General features: G+C 63.5%; 22 protein-coding genes, 1 other RNA gene and 1 pseudogene. 12 read left to right on the plus strand and 12 right to left on the minus strand.

Annotation, left to right across the window (positions count from 1 at the left end):
- Window positions 1-19: 19 nt before the first annotated feature.
- The 3 genes from K3148_RS02160 to K3148_RS02170 are packed head-to-tail and all read right to left on the minus strand — an operon-like array spanning window position 20 to window position 2,849.
- Complete coding sequence (locus K3148_RS02160) at window positions 20-925, minus strand: sulfite exporter TauE/SafE family protein (RefSeq protein WP_221425704.1); 906 nt, start codon at window positions 923-925, stop codon at window positions 20-22.
- Window positions 926-981: 56 nt separating this feature from the next.
- Window positions 982-1,452, minus strand: coding sequence for a hypothetical protein (locus K3148_RS02165; protein WP_221425705.1), 471 nt, complete (start codon window positions 1,450-1,452; stop codon window positions 982-984).
- Window positions 1,449-2,849: a glycosyl transferase family protein gene (locus K3148_RS02170; protein WP_221425706.1), complete on the minus strand. Its 1,401-nt coding sequence runs from the start codon at window positions 2,847-2,849 to the stop codon at window positions 1,449-1,451. Before K3148_RS02170 ends, K3148_RS02165 begins: the two co-directional genes overlap by 4 nt.
- Before the next feature lie 83 nt (window positions 2,850-2,932).
- Here K3148_RS02170 and nhaA point away from each other — a divergent pair, with 83 nt between their 5' ends.
- Window positions 2,933-4,150 (plus strand): Na+/H+ antiporter NhaA, encoded by a 1,218-nt coding sequence (gene nhaA / locus K3148_RS02175; RefSeq protein ID WP_221425707.1) that lies wholly within the window; start codon window positions 2,933-2,935, stop codon window positions 4,148-4,150.
- 25 nt (window positions 4,151-4,175) lie between these two features.
- Here the strand turns inward: nhaA and K3148_RS02180 are convergent, their stop codons facing one another.
- Entirely contained in the window at window positions 4,176-4,613 is a 438-nt protein-coding gene (locus tag K3148_RS02180) for a VOC family protein (RefSeq protein ID WP_221425708.1), read from the minus strand.
- Between the two features lie 83 nt (window positions 4,614-4,696).
- Window positions 4,697-5,446 (minus strand): TorF family putative porin, encoded by a 750-nt coding sequence (locus K3148_RS02185; protein WP_221425709.1) that lies wholly within the window; start codon window positions 5,444-5,446, stop codon window positions 4,697-4,699.
- A 269-nt stretch (window positions 5,447-5,715) separates the two neighbouring features.
- On the opposite strand from K3148_RS02185, the gene K3148_RS02190 reads away from it, so the two are divergent.
- From K3148_RS02190 to K3148_RS02200, 3 genes are read left to right on the plus strand one after another with little or no spacing between them, the layout of a single operon-like run.
- Window positions 5,716-6,519, plus strand: a complete 804-nt coding sequence (locus K3148_RS02190) for a metallophosphoesterase family protein (protein ID WP_221425710.1) — start codon at window positions 5,716-5,718, stop codon at window positions 6,517-6,519.
- On the plus strand, window positions 6,520-7,830 hold the full coding sequence (locus K3148_RS02195) for a UDP-glucose dehydrogenase family protein (RefSeq protein WP_221425711.1): 1,311 nt from the start codon (window positions 6,520-6,522) through the stop codon (window positions 7,828-7,830). It abuts the gene before it with no gap.
- A gap of 50 nt (window positions 7,831-7,880) precedes the next feature.
- Complete coding sequence (locus tag K3148_RS02200) at window positions 7,881-8,336, plus strand: hypothetical protein (protein WP_221425712.1); 456 nt, start codon at window positions 7,881-7,883, stop codon at window positions 8,334-8,336.
- Here the strand turns inward: K3148_RS02200 and K3148_RS02205 are convergent.
- Window positions 8,321-9,103 (minus strand): hypothetical protein, encoded by a 783-nt coding sequence (locus tag K3148_RS02205; protein ID WP_221425713.1) that lies wholly within the window; start codon window positions 9,101-9,103, stop codon window positions 8,321-8,323. The two genes, K3148_RS02200 and K3148_RS02205, sit on opposite strands and share 16 nt — an antisense overlap.
- Window positions 9,104-9,271: 168 nt before the next feature.
- Between K3148_RS02205 and K3148_RS02210 the strand changes: the two genes are divergently transcribed.
- A complete protein-coding gene (locus tag K3148_RS02210; RefSeq protein WP_221425714.1) occupies window positions 9,272-10,153 on the plus strand; it encodes a hypothetical protein in 882 nt (293 codons plus the stop codon).
- Window positions 10,154-10,309: 156 nt separating this feature from the next.
- Here the strand turns inward: K3148_RS02210 and rnpB are convergent.
- The 5 genes from rnpB to K3148_RS02235 form a co-directional block, all read right to left on the minus strand.
- Window positions 10,310-10,706, minus strand: an RNA gene (gene rnpB, locus K3148_RS02215) — RNase P RNA component class A.
- A gap of 45 nt (window positions 10,707-10,751) precedes the next feature.
- A complete protein-coding gene (locus K3148_RS02220; protein WP_221425715.1) occupies window positions 10,752-12,077 on the minus strand; it encodes a serine hydrolase domain-containing protein in 1,326 nt (441 codons plus the stop codon).
- A gap of 37 nt (window positions 12,078-12,114) precedes the next feature.
- On the minus strand, window positions 12,115-12,864 hold the full coding sequence (locus K3148_RS02225) for an N-acetylmuramoyl-L-alanine amidase (RefSeq protein WP_221425716.1): 750 nt from the start codon (window positions 12,862-12,864) through the stop codon (window positions 12,115-12,117).
- Window positions 12,861-13,520, minus strand: coding sequence for a histidine phosphotransferase family protein (locus tag K3148_RS02230; RefSeq protein ID WP_221425717.1), 660 nt, complete (start codon window positions 13,518-13,520; stop codon window positions 12,861-12,863). The genes K3148_RS02225 and K3148_RS02230 overlap by 4 nt, the downstream gene beginning before the upstream one ends.
- Before the next feature lie 34 nt (window positions 13,521-13,554).
- A complete protein-coding gene (locus tag K3148_RS02235) occupies window positions 13,555-13,944 on the minus strand; it encodes a M67 family metallopeptidase (RefSeq protein ID WP_221425718.1) in 390 nt (129 codons plus the stop codon).
- Between the two features lie 69 nt (window positions 13,945-14,013).
- Between K3148_RS02235 and K3148_RS13830 the strand changes: the two are divergent.
- From K3148_RS13830 to rpoH, 3 genes and pseudogenes are all read left to right on the plus strand, one after another.
- Window positions 14,014-14,157, plus strand: a pseudogene (locus K3148_RS13830) (GIY-YIG nuclease family protein); the annotation flags it as partial.
- Between the two features lie 147 nt (window positions 14,158-14,304).
- Window positions 14,305-15,246 carry an RluA family pseudouridine synthase gene (locus tag K3148_RS02240; RefSeq protein WP_425594653.1) on the plus strand — a complete coding sequence of 314 codons (942 nt, stop codon included), beginning with the start codon at window positions 14,305-14,307 and terminating at the stop codon, window positions 15,244-15,246.
- Window positions 15,247-15,368: 122 nt separating this feature from the next.
- Window positions 15,369-16,274, plus strand: coding sequence for an RNA polymerase sigma factor RpoH (rpoH, locus tag K3148_RS02245; RefSeq protein ID WP_221425720.1), 906 nt, complete (start codon window positions 15,369-15,371; stop codon window positions 16,272-16,274).
- Here rpoH and K3148_RS02250 read toward each other — a convergent pair whose 3' ends face one another.
- A complete protein-coding gene (locus tag K3148_RS02250; protein ID WP_221425721.1) occupies window positions 16,275-16,949 on the minus strand; it encodes a hypothetical protein in 675 nt (224 codons plus the stop codon).
- A gap of 107 nt (window positions 16,950-17,056) precedes the next feature.
- Between K3148_RS02250 and mtgA the strand changes: the two genes are divergently transcribed.
- The 4 genes from mtgA to K3148_RS02270 all read left to right on the plus strand — a co-directional run bounded on the left by mtgA (window position 17,057) and on the right by K3148_RS02270 (window position 20,185).
- Window positions 17,057-17,728 (plus strand): monofunctional biosynthetic peptidoglycan transglycosylase, encoded by a 672-nt coding sequence (gene mtgA, locus K3148_RS02255; RefSeq protein ID WP_221425722.1) that lies wholly within the window; start codon window positions 17,057-17,059, stop codon window positions 17,726-17,728.
- Window positions 17,729-17,967: 239 nt separating this feature from the next.
- Window positions 17,968-18,900, plus strand: a complete 933-nt coding sequence (locus K3148_RS02260) for a cation diffusion facilitator family transporter (protein ID WP_221425723.1) — start codon at window positions 17,968-17,970, stop codon at window positions 18,898-18,900.
- Window positions 18,900-19,469 carry a sigma-70 family RNA polymerase sigma factor gene (locus K3148_RS02265; protein WP_221425724.1) on the plus strand — a complete coding sequence of 190 codons (570 nt, stop codon included), beginning with the start codon at window positions 18,900-18,902 and terminating at the stop codon, window positions 19,467-19,469. Before K3148_RS02260 ends, K3148_RS02265 begins: the two co-directional genes overlap by 1 nt.
- Window positions 19,466-20,185: an anti-sigma factor gene (locus K3148_RS02270; RefSeq protein WP_221425725.1), complete on the plus strand. Its 720-nt coding sequence runs from the start codon at window positions 19,466-19,468 to the stop codon at window positions 20,183-20,185. Before K3148_RS02265 ends, K3148_RS02270 begins: the two co-directional genes overlap by 4 nt.
- Window positions 20,186-20,194: the final 9 nt, after the last annotated feature.

The raw sequence follows: 20,194 nt of genomic DNA on the forward strand, positions 1-20,194 counted from the left end.
AGGAGGAGCAGTGCCCACCTCACAGCGGATACACCGTGTAGATTTCGTCGGGCTGGTAGAAGAGGCCGAGCAGCATGCGGAAAGCTATGGCGAGCACGATGGTCGCGAGCACCAGCCGCAGCACTTCGGGCTTGGCCTTGACCGCCAGTTGCGACCCGAGCTGCGCGCCGGTGACCGATCCGATCAGCAGTAGCGCCACCAGGACGATGTCGACTGCGCGGGTGGTGAGCGAGTGCATGATCGTGGTGGCGATGGTGACGAAGAGGATGTTGTAGAGACTGGTCCCCACGACGACATTGGCGCTCATCCCAAGGATGTAGAGCATGGCGGGCACAAGGATAAAGCCGCCGCCCACGCCCATGAGCATGGTGAGGATGCCCACACCGACGCCCACGATGGCCGGCGCCAGCGGCGAGATGTAGAGACCCGAGCCGTAGAAACGCCAGCGCCACGGCAGGTTCGCCACCAGCGGGTGATGCCGCCGCCGCGCTGCCTGCTTGCCCGCCGATCCGCGCAGCAATTGCAGCGATTCCTTCGCCATGAGGATGCCGATCGAACCGAGCAGCACGACGTAAAGCGAGCTTATGACGACGTCGATCTGGCCGATCGAGCGGAAAAACCGGAACAACAGAGCGCCGATGCCTGCCCCCACGATCCCGCCGCCGACCATCACGGTGCCCATGCGATAATCGACCCCCTTGCGCTTAGAATGCGCGAGCACGCCCGAAACGCTGGCGCCGGTGACCTGCGTGGACGCGGAGGCGGCCGCTACAGTCGGGGGAATGCCGTAGAAGATAAGCAGCGGCGTGGTCAGGAACCCGCCCCCGACGCCGAACAGGCCGGACAGGACGCCCGTCAGCGCACCCAGCGCGACGATCCACAGGCCGTTCACCGACAGATTGGCTATGGGCAGGTAAACGTCCATGTCCCGCCCCTATATCGGATAGGGGTTACTTGAAAGCTGGCACGCGCGCAAAATCGCTACTGGTCGGCTTCCGTGTCGCTCTGGCCACCGTAGGCCCCCGCAGAGGCGGCTTCGGTGGCGATCGGCGGAGCATCGAAAGTACCGGAGGCTGCGATCCACAAGGAGCTATGCGCCACTGCCATTGTCGGCGTTTCGAGACCGTCCTGCAGATGCGCCGGCGGCGCTGCGTCGAGACCGATGACCCCTTGAGCGACCGGACCCTTGGCTTCCGCTTCATCAAGCGCGGGTGTTGCGCGGCTCTCGCTGTCATCTTCCCCGACCGGAGTGACTGGACTTGCATCTGCTCGAGCGATGGTTTGCCCACTTGACACCTGTTGGGCCTCCGCAGGCGCAGGGTCTGCCATCGGGGCCGCAGGCTCATCAGGCCATACCGCCAGCAGGGAAACACGCAGCGCCACCCATCCCAGACATACGCTGGCCAGAAAGACCAGAGGGCGCCCACGACGCTGGTATGCACGGTTCGTCATGCGGACTTCTCCTTGCGCAGCGAAAGGACCGGGTGGCGCGAGTGTTCGGTCTTGTCCCACAGGACCGGCGCGCCCTTCAGGCTTCGCCAATAGGCGAGCATGGCCCGCCGGCCGCTCATGATCGCGATGATATTGCTGACCAGCACGCGAGGCATGGCGAGCAGCCCCTGCCGCAAACCGTATTCGCGCGCAGTGAAAAGGCCGCGCATCGCAATCCGCCAAACCAGTCCGGCAAAGGTGACCAGGAGCAAGGCTTTCAGCCCCGGCGAGAGGACAGCAGGGGCGACCACACCCATATCCGCCAGGAAATGCGTCACCATCGCCAGCCCGACCAGCCCGTAGCCGAGCCCCAGTAGCAGCGCGGCGAGCGGGCCGCGCCGGTCGCGCAGGGTCATCCAGTGCTGCGCCAGCGATCCGCCCCAGCCGAGGCGGGCCCAGCCCTGAAGCGCGATGCCATGCGTCCAGCGCGTCTTCTGGCGAACCGCGCTCTCGATGGTGGAGGGGAAATAGGCGCGGGTAGCGACAAGGCGGCCGTCGTCGGTCCTCACCCTCAGGAATCGGCTGCGGCCGCCCAGCGCCGCGATCCTCAGGCCAAGCTCATAATCCTCGGTCAGCGCGCCTTGTGCGAAGGGTCCGTCTCCGGATTGCGCAGCCAACTGGCCAAGCATGGGACGCGCGATTGCGCAGCCGACGCCCGCGCCCGGAATGGCGCAGCCCAGCACGTTGCGCACGGTCATGGCCTTGGCATGGCTCTCGGCGAATTCGTCCGAATAATGGCTCGCGATCCAGCGCGAATCGGATGGCGGCAGAGCCATCACCGGCAGTTGCACGAAATCGTAATTGGCCGCGCTGTAATCGAGGAGGGCCAAAGCGGCGGGATCGACCATGTCCTCGGCATCGTGGAGCACGACCATATGCGCTGGTACGCCGCTGCGCGCCTCGTCTTCGCATAGCGCGGCATAGAGGCGGTTGAGGCAATGCGACTTGCAGGTCGGCCCGTCCTCACCCACGATCACGACCCGCACACGAGGGTCCCCGCGAGCCGATGTCATGACGGAGGCTATGGTCGCCGCATCGTTGCGATAGCAGCCGACATAAATCCGCAAATCGCGATCCGGCCAGACATCGAGCGCATGATCGAGTGTGGGCCCGATGACCTCCGTTTCCTGCCACGCCGGGATAAACACGGCGCAGATGCCGGACAGGCGGTGTTCGTCCAGCGCGCTCGCCGGCAGCCGCGGTGTGCTGAGCCGGCCGGTCAGCCGATGCCAGCCATAGAGGATGTCCACGGCCAGTTCGTCGACCAGGCCGATCGCAAAGAACACCGCCGCGAACAGCAGCAATTCGTGATGAAAAGCCGCCAGCCCCCCGGCGACACCCGTCAATAGCGTTTGCAACCCGTTTTCCCCTTACAACCTCCCTATCGCGGCGATTCGAGACTTGCAACGCGCTTGGCTTTGCGAAAGAGAGCGCAACCGTAATGACCGAACGTCCTTCTGCCTTCCGCCTCGTCTTTGCCCCCGTCCGCGCGCTGTTCGTCAGCGACGCTTCGGCGGGCATCCTGCTGATCCTCGTGGCCGTCGCGGCCATGCTTGCAGCCAATTCGCCCTTTGCCGAGGACTACCACCACCTCTTCCACGGGCTCCTGTTCGATGCCTCGGTGTTCAAGCTCAACACGCTGCACCTGTGGATCAACGATGGCTTGATGGCGATTTTCTTCTTCGTCGTCGGCCTGGAAGTGAAGCGTGAATGGATCGAGGGGCAGCTCTCGACCGCGCAGCAACGCCGCATGCCGGTTCTGGCTGCCGCCGCCGGCATGGCCGTACCAGCCTTGGTCTACCTGTTCTTCGTCAACGCCGAAGGTGCAGGCGAACTTACGCGCGGCTGGGCCATTCCTGCCGCGACCGATATCGCCTTTGCGATGGGCGTGCTGGGCTTGCTGGGCAACCGCGTGCCGGCCTCGCTGCGCCTCTTCCTGCTGACCGTCGCCATCGTCGACGATATCGGCGCCGTGCTGGTCATCGCGCTCTTCTACACCGCCAAGATCAAGCTCTCGTGGCTGGTCGGCGCGCTGCTGGTGACGGGCGCGATGTTCGCCATGAACCGGATGAAGGTGAAGGCCTACTGGCTCTTCATCCTTGCCGCCATCGTCCTGTGGTTCTTCGTACTGAATTCGGGCGTTCACGCCACCATCGCAGGCGTGGTGGCCGCGCTGACCATCCCCATGGTCGGGAAAGACGATCACACGATGGTCGAGATCATGGAGCATAACCTCGCCCCGTGGAGCGCCTATCTCATCGTGCCGGTCTTCGGCTTTGCCAATGCGGGCGTTCATCTTGGCGATCTGGGGCTTGCAGGCGTGCTCGCGCCCCTGCCCCTGGCGATTGCGGCGGGCCTCTTCGTGGGCAAGCAGATCGGCATCTTCTCGGCCATCTGGGCGGCCGACAAGTTCGGTTTCGCCCCGCGTCCCGACAACGCCAGCTGGCCCGAAATCTGGGGTGTATCGATCCTGTGCGGGATCGGCTTCACCATGTCGCTGTTCATCAGCGGCCTCGCCTTTGCCGGCAACGCGCTGCTGGTAGAGGAGGCCAAGATCGGCATCCTGATGGGTTCGCTGATTTCCGCCGTGGTCGGTTACACGATCCTACGGCTGACGACGGCGCATCCGGACGACGCGCGCTCGCCCTACGTGGACTGAGCGCGCCGTCGCCTCGGCGATCCGCTTACCAGCTGCCGGTGTTTTCCATGCTCGCCCAAGGTTCCTGCGGGTCGAGATAGCCGTCCTGCAGCAATTCGACCGAAATCCCGTCGGGCGATCGCACGAAGGCCATGTGCCCGTCACGCGGCGGGCGGTTGATCGTGTGCCCGGCGTCCATCAGCCGCTGGCAGGTCGCGTAGATATCGTCGACGCGATAGGCGAGGTGGCCAAAGTTGCGGCCCCCGTCATAGGTCTCCGGCGCGCTGCCGTCTTGGGGCGGCCAGTTGTAGGTCAGTTCGAGTTCGGCGACATCCTCCTGCCCCGGAGCGGCGAGGAAGATGAGCGTGAAGCGCCCCTTCTCGCTTTCCTTGCGGCGGATTTCCTCAAGGCCGATGAGCTTGAAAAAGGCGATGGCCGCGTCGGGATCGGCGACGCGGATCATGGTGTGCAGATAATGAGTCATGGGCACGCAGGTAGGGAGCGTGCGGCTAAAGGAAAAGGGGCGCACCTTGCGGCACGCCCCTTGGTACAGCGCCAGTGAATTCTCTAGAAACTGGCGGTGATCGTCCCGACGATGGCGTCGTCGGTGAAACCGTCGATCGAGGGGCCTTCGACGCCGACATAGGCGACGCCGATTTCGAGGATGCCCGACGTCACGCTGGCGCCCAGCGACCAGTCGAGGCCGCTGTCGTCGCCTTCGCCCGCCAACAGCGGCGGCGCGAGCACGCCATCGGTGTAGCCGAGGTGCGCCGAGAGCGAGACCGGGGTCGAGGGAATGCCGACGCCAAGATCGGTGTAGACATAGAGATTGTCTTCGCCGCCGAGCGAATCCTGTTCCCACGCATAGGCCGCGCCCACGGTGGCTTCTGCCGGGCCGAGGTTGAAACCGACCGAAGCGTAAGGCTCCCAGTAATCGGTATCGAGGCCGAGTTCCTCGGTCGGGTAGAGATAATAAAGCAGGCCCACATCGACCGTGACGCCTTCGGCCACAGTGCCGGACCAGCCGCCGTAGATGTCCAGTTCCATCTCGCCATAGGCATCGCCGCCATCGATGGAGGACGCCCAGGTGCCGACATAGAAGCCGCTGTCATGCGCGACATCGACGCCGCCCTGGATGGCCGGGTCGCCGCCCGAAAGCGATACGCCGCGGAAGCGGTAATCGGTGGTCAGTGCCGCGTTGGCGGAAACGGTGACGCCGCTGTCGTCGTCCTGGGCTTGGGCCATAGACGGTGCGGCAAGGCCGCTGGCGAGAGCAGCGAGCGAAACGGCAAGCTTGCCGCGAAAGGACGTGAGCATTCTCGAACTCCTGTTGGTTCGTATTGGTGCTTCGTCCCACCTGCGTTTTCGCCGGGTCCCGTATTTTGAAAGGGGCTCCTCGGTCGAAATCGAAAGGAAAGTGCCCGATTCGCGTCGCCCGCGCAAGATAGCGTCGCCAATCATTCGCTAGCGCAGCATAAAGCGTGGCTATTGTGCAACTGCGAACACAGCCCCATATCCCGGTCCGACTTGCCGCTTCGGGCCGGAACGCCTAAGCGCTCGCCACCCCTCGGGATAGCTGACGCCAGATGTTCGATTCAATCCGCCGCATGTTCTCAGGAGCCTTTTCGCAGGGCCGCACGGCGCGCGTCCCCGATGGCGAGCGGTGGTATGTCATCGGCGACATTCACGGACGTTGCGACCTGCTCGAAGCGCTCAAGCACGCGATCGAGGAAGACGACGCCGCGCTTGGCACCGCCGACACGACGATCGTGTTCCTCGGCGACCTCGTCGACCGCGGGCCGGACAGCCACGGCGTGGTCAAGCTGGCGCGAAGCTGGGGCAAGGAGCGAAAGGTTCGCTATCTTGCCGGCAATCACGAGGAAATGTTTCTTCAGAGCTTCGAAGACCGCGACGTCCTGCGCCATTTCCTGAAGCACGGCGGCAAGGAAACGGTGCTTAGCTACGGCATCGACCGCAAGGCCTACGCCAAGATGAAGATGGGCGAGTTGCAGGAGGCGATGACCAAGGCCGTACCTGCGAAACACCGCGCCTTCCTCGAAAGTTTCGAGGACATCATCGTGGCGGGCGATTACGTCTTCGCCCATGCCGGGATCAATCCCAAGCTGCCGATGGACCAGCAGAAGCAGTCCGACCTGCGCTGGATCCGCGACCGCTTCCTGCGCCACGAGGAACCGCTCAGCCACGTCGTCGTCCACGGCCACACGATCTTCGAGGATATGGAACATCGGGAGCACCGTATCGGTATCGATACCGGGGCCTTTCGAACCGGGCGCCTGACCGCGCTGGTGCTTGAAGACAACCACCGCCGCACGATACAGGCCATCGCCAGCGACGATGGTGCCGTGAAAATAGAAAAGAGAGATGCGTAAATGAAGATCGCAATGGTGGGTTCGGGCTATGTCGGCCTGGTGTCCGGCGCGTGTTTCGCCGATTTCGGCCACGACGTGGTCTGCATCGACAAGGACCAGTCGAAGATCGATCGTCTGCACGATGGCATCATGCCGATCTACGAACCGGGGCTTGCCGAGCTCGTCGGATCGAATGTTGCTGCCGGGCGCCTCACCTTCACCACCAGCCTTGCCGAGGGCATCAAGGGCGCCGACGCCATCTTCATCGCCGTGGGCACGCCGAGCCGCCGCGGCGACGGCCATGCCGACCTCTCCTTCGTCTACGCCGTGGCCGAGGAAATCGGTGCAAACCTTGCGAATGACGCGGTCGTCGTCACCAAGTCGACCGTTCCGGTCGGCACTGGCGACGAGGTCGAGCGCATCCTCAAGGACAGCGGGACGAGCCACAAGTTCTCGGTCGTGTCGAACCCCGAATTCCTGCGCGAGGGCGCGGCCATCGGCGACTTCAAACGCCCCGACCGCATCGTGATCGGCGCCGAGGACGATTTCGGCCGCGAGGTCATGAGCGCGGTCTACCGCCCGCTGTTCCTCAACGAATCCCCGATCCTCTTCACTGGCCGCCGCACCAGCGAGCTAATCAAATACGCCGCCAACGCCTTCCTCGCGACGAAGATCACCTTCATCAACGAGATGGCGGACCTGTGCGAAAAGGTCGGCGCAAACGTGCAGGATGTCAGCCGCGGTATCGGCATGGACAACCGCATCGGATCGAAGTTCCTCCACGCCGGGCCCGGCTATGGCGGATCGTGCTTTCCCAAGGACACGCTGGCGCTGCTCAAGACGGCCGAGGATTACGACAGCCCGACGCGGATCGTCGAGGCGGTGGTCAAGGTCAACGACAGCCGCAAGCGCGCCATGGGCCGCAAGGTCCTCGACGCGCTGGGCGGCGCGGACAAGGCGCGCGGCAAGAAGGTCGCGCTGCTCGGCCTGACCTTCAAGCCCAACACCGACGACATGCGCGACAGCCCCGCCATTGCCGTGTCGCAGACGCTGACCGATGCCGGCGTCGAAGTCGCGGCCTACGATCCCGAAGGCATGGAACTGGCCAAGCCGCTGATGCCCGAGGTCACCATGGTGGACGATCCCTACACCGCCATCGAAGGGGCTGACGCGATCGCCATCGTGACCGAATGGGACGCCTTCCGCGCGCTCGACCTCACTCGCGTGAAGGACCTCGCCAAGGCACCGGTCCTTGTCGACCTGCGCAACATCTACCGTCCGGAAGACCTCCGCGCGGCCGGCTTCGAATATACGAGCATCGGCAGGGGCTGATTCCGTTTTGGGGCGTTGTCCGCTTCGAAACGAAAGGAAAGGTCACAGGGATGAGCATCGACGATTCCGAAGGGCTCGATAACCCGGTCGCAAAATGGACCGTCATCGCCACCATGACTGCCTTGGTCCTGGTTCTGGCCATTTCCGCTTGGCTGGCGTTTTCAGTCTCGCTCGACATGTTCGCCCGCGTCGAGGACGACGGACAAATTCACATCCGTGGCAGCGAGACGCAGTTCGTCGGTTTCGCCAAGGGTACCTACTCCGGCCACGAGGTGCTGATCGAAGGCCTCCCCGGCACCGAGCAGATCCAGGAATTTCCGTTGGTCTGGCGCGCGCTCTGCGTCGTGCGCGATGATCCTCGCACCGACTGGAGCGAGGCCAATCCCATGCTCAAGGTGCATTTGCATTCCGAGGAAATGGACGAAACCTGCCGGCCGTTCGAGGGGCTGGAAATCGAGGGCTCTCCTCGCGTTCCCCAGCACGGGGCAGTTCAGCCGAACCAGTGATGGCGGTTGGCCTTGCTTTTGAGGCACACCACCACGGCACCCAGCACCAGCACTCCGGCGACCAGCGTGGCGAGAGCAATCGCGCCGCTTTCCTGCCCGCCGCGCTTGTAGATTGCGAAAAGGGCCCAGGCGAAGACCAGCGCGTACCACGGATTGCCGCGACTACGGGCAACGGCCACGGCTGCGATGACGCCGCCGACGGCGACGATGATCGCGGTGATCATGGGGAATTGTCCTGCTCCGCCCACCCCGTGATAAACAAGACTTGCGCTGATGTTGACGATGCTCGCTGCGGTGAGCCAGGCGGCGAGCGCGCTGAAAGTGATTGCGACGATGGTGCGCTCGGCAAGGGTGAAGGGCCTCTCGAACGCCACCAGTCGGCGCAGGATGACCAGCAGCGCGGCGAGCGAAGTCACGATGATCAGCGCAGAAATCACCGTCAGATTTGCGAACTGCGTATAGACTGCCCACACGCCCTGCATCGACAGCGCCAGCACCGATGGCCAGCCGATCTGCGCCAGCAGGGTATTTTCGCGCTGCCCGGGAAGCGCCTGCCATACAGCGTAGAGCGCGCTGCCGAAGAACAGCGGCCCCCAGATCGCAAAGGCCCAGCCCGCGGGCGTGATCAGCGTGCGCACGCTGTCCGAGCGGTCGCCAATCGGGTCTCCGAAACCCAGTTGCGGCAGGAAAGTCGCGCCAATCTGGACGATGACGGCAAGGATAATGGCGAGGCGCTGGAAAGCGGAGCGAGGGATCGGAGCGGTCATGTCTGCCTCAACCGGTTGAAGCGCAAGCCGTTCCTTTGCGTCTACGGCTAGCCGTGTCGCCCGCATCAGCGAGCGGTTTCACTATCCCATCTGGGACATTCACCGCCGTTGGCCTGTGATTAGCCTTGTGGTTGAAGTTTCGACTATCACCACAAGGACACCAGCACGATGAAAACCACCGCACTCCGCACGCTTGGATTGGCACTGGCCGTATCGGTCGTCGCCAGCCCCGCACAGGCCGGCCCGTTCGACAAGCTGCGCAAGAAAGCGCAGGAAATCGAGAAAGCCGCAGACGATGCCAAGACCGCCGCAGAGGCTGCCGAAACCGTGGTCGATGCAGCAAAGCGGGGCGCACGTCCCGGCGCGACGACATCGCTGGGCTCGCCCCTGTCGGGTGTTCGGGCCGTTGACGGCTCGGTCCCGGGCGGTCGCAACAATCCCAAGACCGCAGGGTCGGGCAATTACGCGGGCCGGGCCCCGGCCGCACCGGCGAAATACGCCTCGCTGACGAAATGCGCCAACCTCAATATCGGCAACGCCTTCGTTGCGCAGACCGGCGACTACACGTTCCAGCAGGGACTGAGCACCGAAACCCGCGGCGGCCTCATCGATCGCGAACCCGTGTCGCTCGACGGCTGCACGGCTCCCGGAATGGGCGTGGGCGATGTGCTCTATGTCGAAGTCGACGCGGCGAAATACGACAAGCACCGGTACGCGCTGCAATGCGTCGCGTTCGACGGGAGCCAGCAGCTCGACAACGTGAATGCCCCGCGCGAAAACAATTACACCGGCAAGGATGTCATGCTCCACACCGGCAACAGCCTGGGTTACGAGCCCACCGCATCGGGCAGCAATTCGGACCGTTCGGGCGCCTATGATGCCTATCTTGCCAAGCGCGGACGGGCGATGATCACGTTCAACATGCCCGGGCTTCACACCGACAAGAGCGGCACCGATTTCTATTGCCAGCACTACGACAAGGCGACCGGCAAGAGCGCGCTTGCGTTCACCTACCGCCGTGGCCCGGTCGATCGGCAGGGCCGCCGCTGAGCCGACTGCCGGGAAGAAGCCCGGAACGGAATGCGAAGCTGCTCGACCTGACCGGTCAACGTCCCGACCGGAGTCCCGGATCTTTCCCTGAGCAGCTTCACGGATGTGGCGGCACGCAGCACGGCGCTGTGTGTCGCCACTTTTTTGCGAAGGAAAAGTGCCAGGGGGCCTGTAAGCCGGGTTCTGTTCCGCGCGCGGTATGCTTCCACACCAGCCGCGCGGCGGCAGCCATTCGTCTAGACCCTGAATTACTTCAAGGTTCCAGCAGCCAACCCGGGCGGTCGATGCGAAACGCACCTGCTGTTGCCAGCGCGCCGCCCCTATTCGGCCTTGCTCCGGGTGGGGTTTGCCATGCGGGTGCTGTTACCAGAACCCCGGTGCGCTCTTACCGCACCCTTTCACCCTTGCCTGATCCCGTGAACGGGCCATCGGCGGTATGCTCTCTGTGGCACTTTCCCTGAGGTTGCCCTCGGCGGGCGTTACCCGCCACCCTTGTTTCGTGGAGCCCGGACTTTCCTCGCGACCGGAGTCACGCGGCTGCCCGGCCCCCTGGCGCGTGGGCAGATAGAGGATCTGAGGCAGACGGCCAAGTCCAATGTCACTTGGCAGCAGGCAGGCGTTCCAGCTTCTCGCCAGCGCTACTGTCGCGGCGCCCCATGGATATACCGTCGGGCGTGGACACAAACACGCGGTCGAACGCGCGCCAATGGAGGCCCGAAGCAACCGGGGTCAGGTGGAACGACCAGTAGTCTGGCTTTCCGATCATGCGCAGGCGGAAATGGCCATATTCCTCGCGCTCGATAGCAATATCACCGAAACTTTCGCTGGCGTATTGCCCTTCGAGCTTGCTGTGCGCCTCTCCGGCTTCGACCACCTCCGGACGCGGCGCGCGTGAGACGAGCGGCTTCTCTCCCATGAGAGCAAGAAGATCGCGCTTCATGGTCAGCGCCGGAGCTGAAAACAGGTTTCCGACGAACACTACGGAATTCCGCCCGCTGTTCCAGGAGATGGCATTGGCAAAATACCCTGGCAGGCTGCCTTGCACCGAAACATACTCGCCAAAGGTTTCTTCGCCTCGATCGACCGACCCGAGCGGGTCTTCCGCTTCGAAGAACTCTGGATAGGAGCCCGAAGCAAGCCCTTCGGCCCAGATGGCAAGATCCTCCGCCGTCGCCACCAGGCCAGATGCGCCCATCTCCAGGGGGGCGGACGGCGCGGGCACGATGCCGGAAGGTTCGGGACCTGCGGTATAGCCCTTCGCTCCATGCGCATAATCGGACGCCTCGCCCTCGCCGATCTTGCTGGCTTTCATCCCTTGCGGAACCAGCACCTGGTTCTCGACGAAATTGGCGAAGCTCTGTCCGCTGACATTCTCGACGACCTCCGCTAGAAGCGCATATCCTATGTTTGAATAGCGCTCGGCGCCCACCGGGGCCAAGCGATCGCGATTTTCGGCAACCCAGCGCGCGACAGACCCGCCCGCAAAGCTATCGGGCAGATCGCGCGGCAGGCCGGACGTGTGATCGAGGACTTGGGCGACGGAAGCCGTGGTGGCTCCTTCAAGATCCGGCAGATATTCGGCAATCGGCCTTGGAAGATCGATCTGCCCCGAGCGGACCAAATGAACCACTGCCGCAGCAGTCAGGCCCTTGGTTATCGAGGCAGCGCTATACCGTGTTGGTGACCCGTGGGGTGTCCGGGTCCCAAAGTCGGCAAAGCCATAGCTTTTGGTGAAAACCGTCCGGCCTTCCTCCCGGACCAGCAATCGGCCCGAAAGGTCGTTGGTTCGCGCAGCGGCGGAAAAAAGCGCGTCTGCTCGTTGCTCCAAACGATGCGAAACCGGAGGGTGAGTCATCTCAACCGGTGGAGGGGTGTGGGTACAGCCAGCAACGCCGACGAGCGAAAGGAGGATTACGAAACGCATGACGTGTATTAATCAGCTAATACACGTCATGGCAAGTCTATCTTGCGCGTCCCCGGTCTCGGTCGAGCAGAAGCTGGAACAGGATCGCGCGGACCTGCCCGTCGATCACGCCATCGATCTTTTCCGGGCGCCAGCGGCGCTGGAAGGCCTCGACCGCCTTGTGGCCATCCGAAATGTCATAGCCGAAGCGTTCGAGGGCGAGGTAGAAGCTCGCATCGTTATCGAAGGGATCGCCGCGTTCGAGCTTGTTCGGGCGCGGCAGGCAGAGACCGTATTCGGCGAGGCGATCCCACGGAAACAGCTCGCCCGGATCGATCTTGCGTGCAGGCGCGACGTCCGAATGGCCGACCACATTGGCGCGCGGGATGTCGTATTGCTTGACCATGCGCGCTACCAGCGGGACCAACGCTTCGAACTGCGCATCGGGGAACGGCTCGTAGCCGTATTTATGGCCCGGATGGTCAAGCTCGATGCCGATGCTGGCCGAATTCACATCCTTGATGCCGCGCCAGTAGGATACGCCCGCGTGCCAGGCGCGCTTTTCCTCGGGCACCAGCCTCACGACCTCGCCCGCCTTGCCGATGAGGTAGTTGGCCGAGACCTTGGCTTCGGGATCGCACAGCCGCTCGATGGCGAAGCCCTTGTCCTTCATCTCGGTGTAGTGAATCACCACCATGGTGATCGGCAGCTTGCGCTCGTCATGGTTGGGCGAGAGGATCTTGCGGTCGACCAGTTCGTCTTCCGCCTCGGGAAGCCCCGCACCCAGTTCGCCGAAATCCGAACTCATCCGATCAGTCCTTCCGCTTCGGGCAGGACCGCGCCCAGGACCAGCGTCTCCTCTGTGCGCGCATATTGGAGCCCGCCGCCTGACCCTTCGGCCAAGAGGTGGATCATATGCGCGGCCGCGGTGCGGCTGGAGAGTTCGGAATGCGGCAGGCTGCCGTCGATGGCCTTGCCGATATTGTCGTCGAAAGCGACCTTAGTGCCGGTCGCGCGGACCACGATCTCGCAATTGCCGTCGCGAACTTCCGCGCCGATATCGAGCGTGCCGCCGCGCACCAGCGCGTCGATGGCGATCTGCGCGAAGTTCAGCAGCACCTTGACCGCAGGCTTGGCGAGATTGGCGGCTTCGATCGCCCAGTGAATCTCGACCTTGTCCTTGTCCGCCACCAGCGCATTAATCAGCGCCTTGGGCTCCTGCACATCCACCCGGTCACCGAAACCCCCGGCCGCGCCGAAAGCGAGGCGGAAGAACTTGAGCTTGTTGGTGGAAGTGGTCGCGCTCTGTTCGAGCAGGGCGATCACGCTCTTGCGCATCTCGGGATCGTCTTCCATCGCGAGCAGCTCGAGCCCGTTGTTGAGCGCGCCCACCGGGCTCAGCATGTCGTGGCACAGGCGCGAGCACAGCATTGCCGCAAGGTCGATCGATTGACTGTCGTCCATGTATTTCCTGTCGAAACTCGAAATTTGCCGCCTTCTAGCGGGGGGAGACCTCATAGGGAAGCGGCGTGAATCCCGCATCCCCTTCGCGCCAGAATGTGACTCGTCCTGCCGCGATTATCGCCCAGACAAGCCCTTGTCCCGTCGCCATCGCCTCATCCGTGACGGAAGGACGGGCGAGACCATTGGGGTGCGAGTGGTAGTAGCCGAGCACCTGCGGCCCGCCCGAACGCGCGGCGCGGTGGGCATCGACCAGCGCCTGTGCGTCGATCTCGAAGTGGGTTTCCGGCCGGGCATGGACATTGGCGGCCGGTGTGGCGGAGGTAATCACCCCGCCCTCGCCCAGCAGGATACCGCAGCACTCACGCGGATGCGCCTCGGCCGCAGCGGCAAGCAACGCATCGAGAATTGTTTGGGAAGCTATCAATCCGTTCGCCCTGAGCTTGTCGAAGGGCCGTCCTTCACTTAGGCGCGACCGATGCCGTTCTGGGCCTACATGCTACATTGTCGCGGCGGTGCCTACTACACCGGGCATACCGACGACCTGGAAACGCGTGTCGCGCAACACGTGCGCGGGTCCGTGACTGGATTCACTTCCGACAAATTGCCGGTCGAGCTTGTTTGGTCGCAAGAGTTTGCCGACCGTGAGGAAGCACTGGCCGCCGAAAGGCAGATCAAAGGGTGGTCGCGCGCGAAGAAGATGGCACTGATCCGCGGAGATTGGGGCGCGATATCAGCGTTGGGCAGAAAGAAGGACGGTGCTTCGACAAGCTCAGCACGAACGGAAATTTTGAGCGGCGTGATTGGAAGCCCTGGCCGCCTCGACAAGGCGCTGGCCGACGCAACCGGTTTGTCGCGCGAGCGGGTGAAGGGGCTGATCGCGGACGGCGCAGTAGAGATCGGTGGCAAGACGGCAAGGTCGGCCTCGGCAAAGATCGCGGCAGGCGACGACTATTCCCTCGCTCTTCCCCCGCCCGAGCCGCTGGAGACGGTGGCGCAGGACATCCCGCTGGACGTTGTGTTCGAAGATGCGCACCTGCTGGTGGTGAACAAGCCTGCCGGAATGGTCGTCCATCCGGCGGCGGGCAATCCCGACGGCACGCTGGTGAACGCGCTCCTGCACCACTGCGCGGGCCAGCTTTCGGGGATCAACGGCGTGGCGCGGCCAGGCATCGTGCACCGGATCGACAAGGACACCTCCGGCTTGCTGGTCGTCGCCAAAAGCGATGCCGCGCATGAGGGGCTGGCTAAGCAGTTCGCCGACCATTCGATCACGCGCCGCTATCTCGCCGTGTGCGCGGGCCATCCCAATCCGCCCAGCGGCACCGTTTCGGGCCGGATCGGGCGGTCGGACCGGGACCGCAAGAAGATGGCCGTGCTTCCCGACGACAGCATCCGCGGCAAGCACGCCGTCACGCATTACGAGACGGTCCGGCGGCTGAACCACGCCGCGCTGATCGAATGCCGCCTCGAAACCGGGCGCACGCACCAGGTCCGCGTTCACTGCGCGTCAATCGGTCATGCGCTATTAGGGGACCCTGTCTATGGACGCACTCCCAAGCCGCTCCGCGCGACGCTCGAGAGCCTCGATTTCCAGCGCCAGGCGCTGCACGCGGCCCGACTCGGATTCATTCATCCTATCAGCGGCGAAAGCTTGGATTTCTGCGCCGAATTGCCCCCCGATATGAGCGAACTCATGCGGGAACTCATCGACGAAACCGCTCGTTGATATCGATGAAAGTCGATGCAATTTTCGCGTGGCTGCGCTATACGTAACGAAGTGGCCCGAACGGTCGGATGCCCATCAGGGGTCCGGCGCATGAGGTCGACGCTAGAAAGGTCAGGGACTACGTGAACACTACCAGAAGTTTGAGCGTTCCGGCGCTCGGCGGTGAGCAGAGCCTCAACCGCTATCTCTCCGAAATCAAGAAATTCCCGATCCTCACGCAGGAACAGGAATACATGCTTGCCAAGCGCTATGAAGAGCATGGCGACAGCGAAGCGGCTGCGCAGCTCGTCACTTCGCATCTGCGGCTCGTGGCGAAGATCGCCATGGGCTATCGCGGCTACGGCCTGCCCGTTTCGGATCTCATTTCCGAAGGCAATGTCGGACTGATGCAGGGCGTCAAGAAATTCGAAGCCGACCGCGGCTTCCGCCTCGCCACCTATGCCATGTGGTGGATCAAGGCGAGCATCCAGGAATACATCCTTCGCAGCTGGTCTCTCGTGAAAATGGGCACGACCGCCGCGCAGAAGAAGCTGTTCTTCAACCTGCGCCGCATGAAGAAAAACCTCGATGCCTACGAGGACACCGACCTCCACCCGGACGATGTGCAGAAGATCGCGACCGACCTCGGCGTGCCCGAGCAGGAAGTGGTCAACATGAACCGCCGGATGATGATGGGCGGCGATGGTTCGCTCAACGTGCCGATGCGCAACGGCGAGGAAGGCTCGGGCGAGTGGATGGACTGGCTGACGGACGACCGTCCGCTGCAGGACGAGACCGTTGCCGACGCGGAAGAAAAGGAAGTGCGCCACGAGATGCTGGTCGAGGCGATGGACGCCTTGAACGAGCGCGAGCAGCACATCCTCACCGAACGCCGCCTGACGGAAAACCCGCAGACGCTCGAAGAGCTGAGCCAGGTTTACAACGTCAGCCGCGAACGCATCCGCCAGATCGAAGTGCGCGCGTTCGAAAAGCTGCAGAAGGCGATGAAAGCTATCGCCGGCGAAAGGCTGCTTCCGGGCGTCGCCTGATTAGTCTTCGATTTGCATTTGCGAGGGGTCGGAAGCGTCGGTTTCCGGCCCCTTTTCTGATGTCTCGACGCGTGACAAAGTGCCGAGCGCTGGCTCAGCCAGCATACGCCTGGAGAAAGCGAGCAACTCTCGGCGCGAGTTGATCTTGCAATAGGCCGTGCCCCAAGCATCCATGTTGCGCGCTTCGAGCAACTTGCTTTTTGGGCAGCGTGACTGGAGCACCTTGAATGTGGTCACCAAGCCATCGTCACCGCTAGGGCGAGCCATCAATGTATATTCGCTTCCAGGGATCATCCCTTGCTGAAGCACCCAAAGCTCCCAACGATTCCCGTCCTTCTGCGCATTGCCGATCTTAGCGAAGAAGCCGCGAGAGAAGTCAACACCTGCCAATTCATCCAGCTCATGGGCTACACGAATGTTGGTGGCACAGTGGAAGACACCGTAGTGGGAGAAACGGTACCAATTCGTTCCGGCAGCAAATTCGTCCGCTGGATTAGGCGTAAACTGCCAATCCCCGAAAGCGACTCTGCTTTCGCATCCCGCAATCACGTCGGGAGAGCTGTACCCACGAGGCCAAAACTCGTCCCATTCGAAATCATAAAGCGGCAGGTCAGAGTGTATGAGGGAGTTTTCCCACTCATACGGTTCTTCAGCCGAGATTTGTCCCGACTGCATGAGCAGTCCCGCTGCGAGTAGTTTTCTCCACATTGCCTAGCGATAAGTGCAATTCTCGCGCGCAACAATACGTTGCCTCGGATTGGGCGCGTCCATATGGCTGTGGCATGTTACGGCGCATCGCCTTCTATCTATTTAAACTTGGGCTTTGCCTCTTCGCGCTGAGTCTGGCGCTTGTCCTGCTGTTCAAATTCGTGCCTGTGCCCGTCACCGCGACCATGGTGATGGATGGGAATGGCATCACGAAGGACTGGGAGCCGCTTTCGGACATCGACCGCAACATGGTGCGGGCCGTGATCGCTGCGGAGGATGGCAAGTTCTGCAGCCATGACGGTTTCGACCGCAAGGCAATCGAAGACGCCATCGCGAACAACGCCAAGGGCGGTCGCATCCGCGGTGGCTCGACGATTAGCCAGCAGACCGCGAAGAACGTCTTCCTGTGGCAGGGCGGTGGCTATTTCCGCAAAGGGCTGGAGGCCTATTTCACGCTGCTGATCGAGAAGGTCTGGGGCAAGCGGCGGATCATGGAAGTCTATCTCAACATCGCTGAGACGGGCATCGGGACCTATGGCGTGGAAGCCGGTGCCCAGCGGTACTTCGGCAAGCCCGCTAATTCGCTAACCCCGCTCGAGGCGGCGCGCATGGCGGCGGCCCTCCCGCTGCCCAAGGAGCGCTCGGTCAAGAACCCGCAAGGCTGGCTGCGCGGCCATGGCAGCACAATTGCGGCACGGATCGGACAGGTACGCCGCGACGGCCTCGACGCCTGCGTTTACGAATAGCCGAGGCGTTTGGGGCGAGGCTGTTACCCTCTAGGGTGCCACCAACTCCCTCACGATCAACCGCGCCCAGCCTCGCCCGTCGCCTTTCTTGAGGCGCGTAAACCTTGCCCTTGGCGGTGAATGTTATAACATAGCGGTCCTGATATTCCGTATCACGTTGAATTCGTGTGGATTTTTCTTGAAGGCCCCGGCCACCTTGGCCTAATCCGGGGTCGAAACTGAGGGAAGGACAGCAGCGCTTGGGCATCGGACACAGCCACGACCATGCGGACGGGCACGACCACGCGCATGGTCACGGGCACAGCCACGCGCCGGCCGATTTCGGCCAGGCTTTCCTGATCGGCATCATCCTGAACACCGGCTTTGTCATCGTCGAGGCGGTGTATGGCTGGCTGTCGGGGTCCATGGCCCTCATCGCCGATGCCGGCCACAACCTCTCAGACGTACTCGCCCTCTTGCTAGCCTGGGGCGCGAGCGTTGCCGCCAAGCGTCCGCCAACCGAGCGCTTCACCTATGGCTACAAGAGCTCGACCATCCTCGCCGCGCTAGCTAACGCGGGGCTGCTGCTCATCGCCATCGGCGCGATTGCCTTCGAGACGATCCACCGCATGGCCGAACCCGCGCCTGTCGAGGGCATGACCATGGTCATCGTCGCGGGCATCGGCATTGCGATCAACACCGGCACCGCCCTCCTTTTCCTGCGCGGGCGCAAGCACGACATCAACATTCGCGGCGCCTTCCTGCACATGGCGGCCGACGCGCTGGTTTCGCTGGGCGTGGTAATTGCCGGCGTGCTCATAATCGTCACGGGCGCGAACTGGATCGACCCGCTGGTCAGTATCCTGATCGTGGCCGTCATCGCCTGGGGAACATGGGGCCTGCTCAAGGATAGCGTAGCCATGAGCCTGCTCGCCGTGCCCAAGGGCATTTCGGAGAGCAAGGTGCGCGGCTATCTGGCCGGGCTTCCGGGAGTAAAAGAGATCCACGAGCTGCATATCTGGCCCATGTCGACCACCGAGACGGCGCTGACCGCGCATCTCGTCATGCCGGGCGGCCACCCGGGCGATGCCTTTTTGGAGGAAGTGGCCGAAGAGCTGCAGCACCATCACAGGATCGGCCATACGACGATCCAGATCGAGCAGTCGCGCCTGCACTGCTCGGGCCGGTGCTGATGCAGCCAGCCAGTCGCGAAGCGCGTGAACGCCTCAAGGCGGCCATGCAGCGACTGGCATCGGGCGAACGCTCTGCGCTCGAGGATATCTACCGCGCCACCTCGGCGAAACTATTCGGGATTTGCCTGCGTATCTTGGGCGACGAAAAGGAAGCCGAGGACGCCTTGCAGGACGTCTATATCTCTTTGTGGCGCCGGGCCGACCGCTACGATCCCGAACGGGCGAGCCCGATCAGCTGGCTAGCCACCTTCGCGCGCAACCGCGCTATCGACCGGCTGCGCATGGGAAAGGTGCGCCAGGGCAGCGTGCCCGAGGACGCCGCCGCCCCCGTCGCCGACAAGGCCCCGCTGGCCGAGGCCCTGCTGATCGACGCCGAGCGCGAGGCCCGCGTCCATACCTGCCTCGATGCGCTGGAGGCAAACCCCCGCGAGGCGATCCGCACGGCCTTTTTCGAAGGCCGCACCTATGCCGAGATTGCCGAGGCGCGCGGCATCCCGCTGGGCACGATGAAAAGCTGGGTCCGCCGCGGCCTCATGAAACTCAAGGCCTGTCTGGAGAAGGGCGAATGACCGACGATCCCGCTCCCGAAGACATGATGGCCGCCGAATACGCCCTTGGCGTGCTCGAAGGCGAGGAGCTGCTGGCCGCGCGCGGGCGCGAAGCGCGCGATCCCGAATTCGCGGCCGAGGTCGCCTTGTGGCAGGACCGGCTCGCGCCGCTGCTGGACGAGGTCGATGCCGCAACCCCGCGCGAGGAAGTGTGGGAGCGGATATCGGCGGCCCTTGCTGACGCGGGCGAGTCCGGCGAGGTCGTCTCGCTCGCATCCCGCCTGCGCCGCTGGAAAATGGCCGCGGGCGTCGCCACCGCCGCTGCGGTCGCTGCTGTCACCTTGCTGGTGGCTTCACCAACGCAGACGCCCTCGCCTGCTCCTGCCACTCCAGAAGCCCCGCTCGCCGCCTCGATTCCGATTGCCAACACGCAGCTTCGCCTTGCGGTGACCTACCTCCCCGATCGCCAGGAACTGCTCGTTTCGGCGAGCGGCCTGACCGCCGACGGTGTCCACGACCACGAGCTGTGGCTGATTCCGCAAAGCGAGAACACGCCCCTGCTGTCGCTGGGCGTGGTCGCACCGGGCGAAGAGCGCCGCTATCCGCTCGCCCCCGAAGTTGCGGCCGAGATGGCCGACGGTTCGGACCTCGTGCTCACGCGCGAACCGCTGGGCGGCAAGCCACGCGACGCCGATGCCGGACCGGTGGTGGCCGAAGGGCGCCTGCAGAAAATCTGAAGAATTTTG

It is taken from the genome of Qipengyuania aurantiaca, from assembly GCF_019711375.1.
Classification (GTDB): domain Bacteria; phylum Pseudomonadota; class Alphaproteobacteria; order Sphingomonadales; family Sphingomonadaceae; genus Qipengyuania; species Qipengyuania aurantiaca.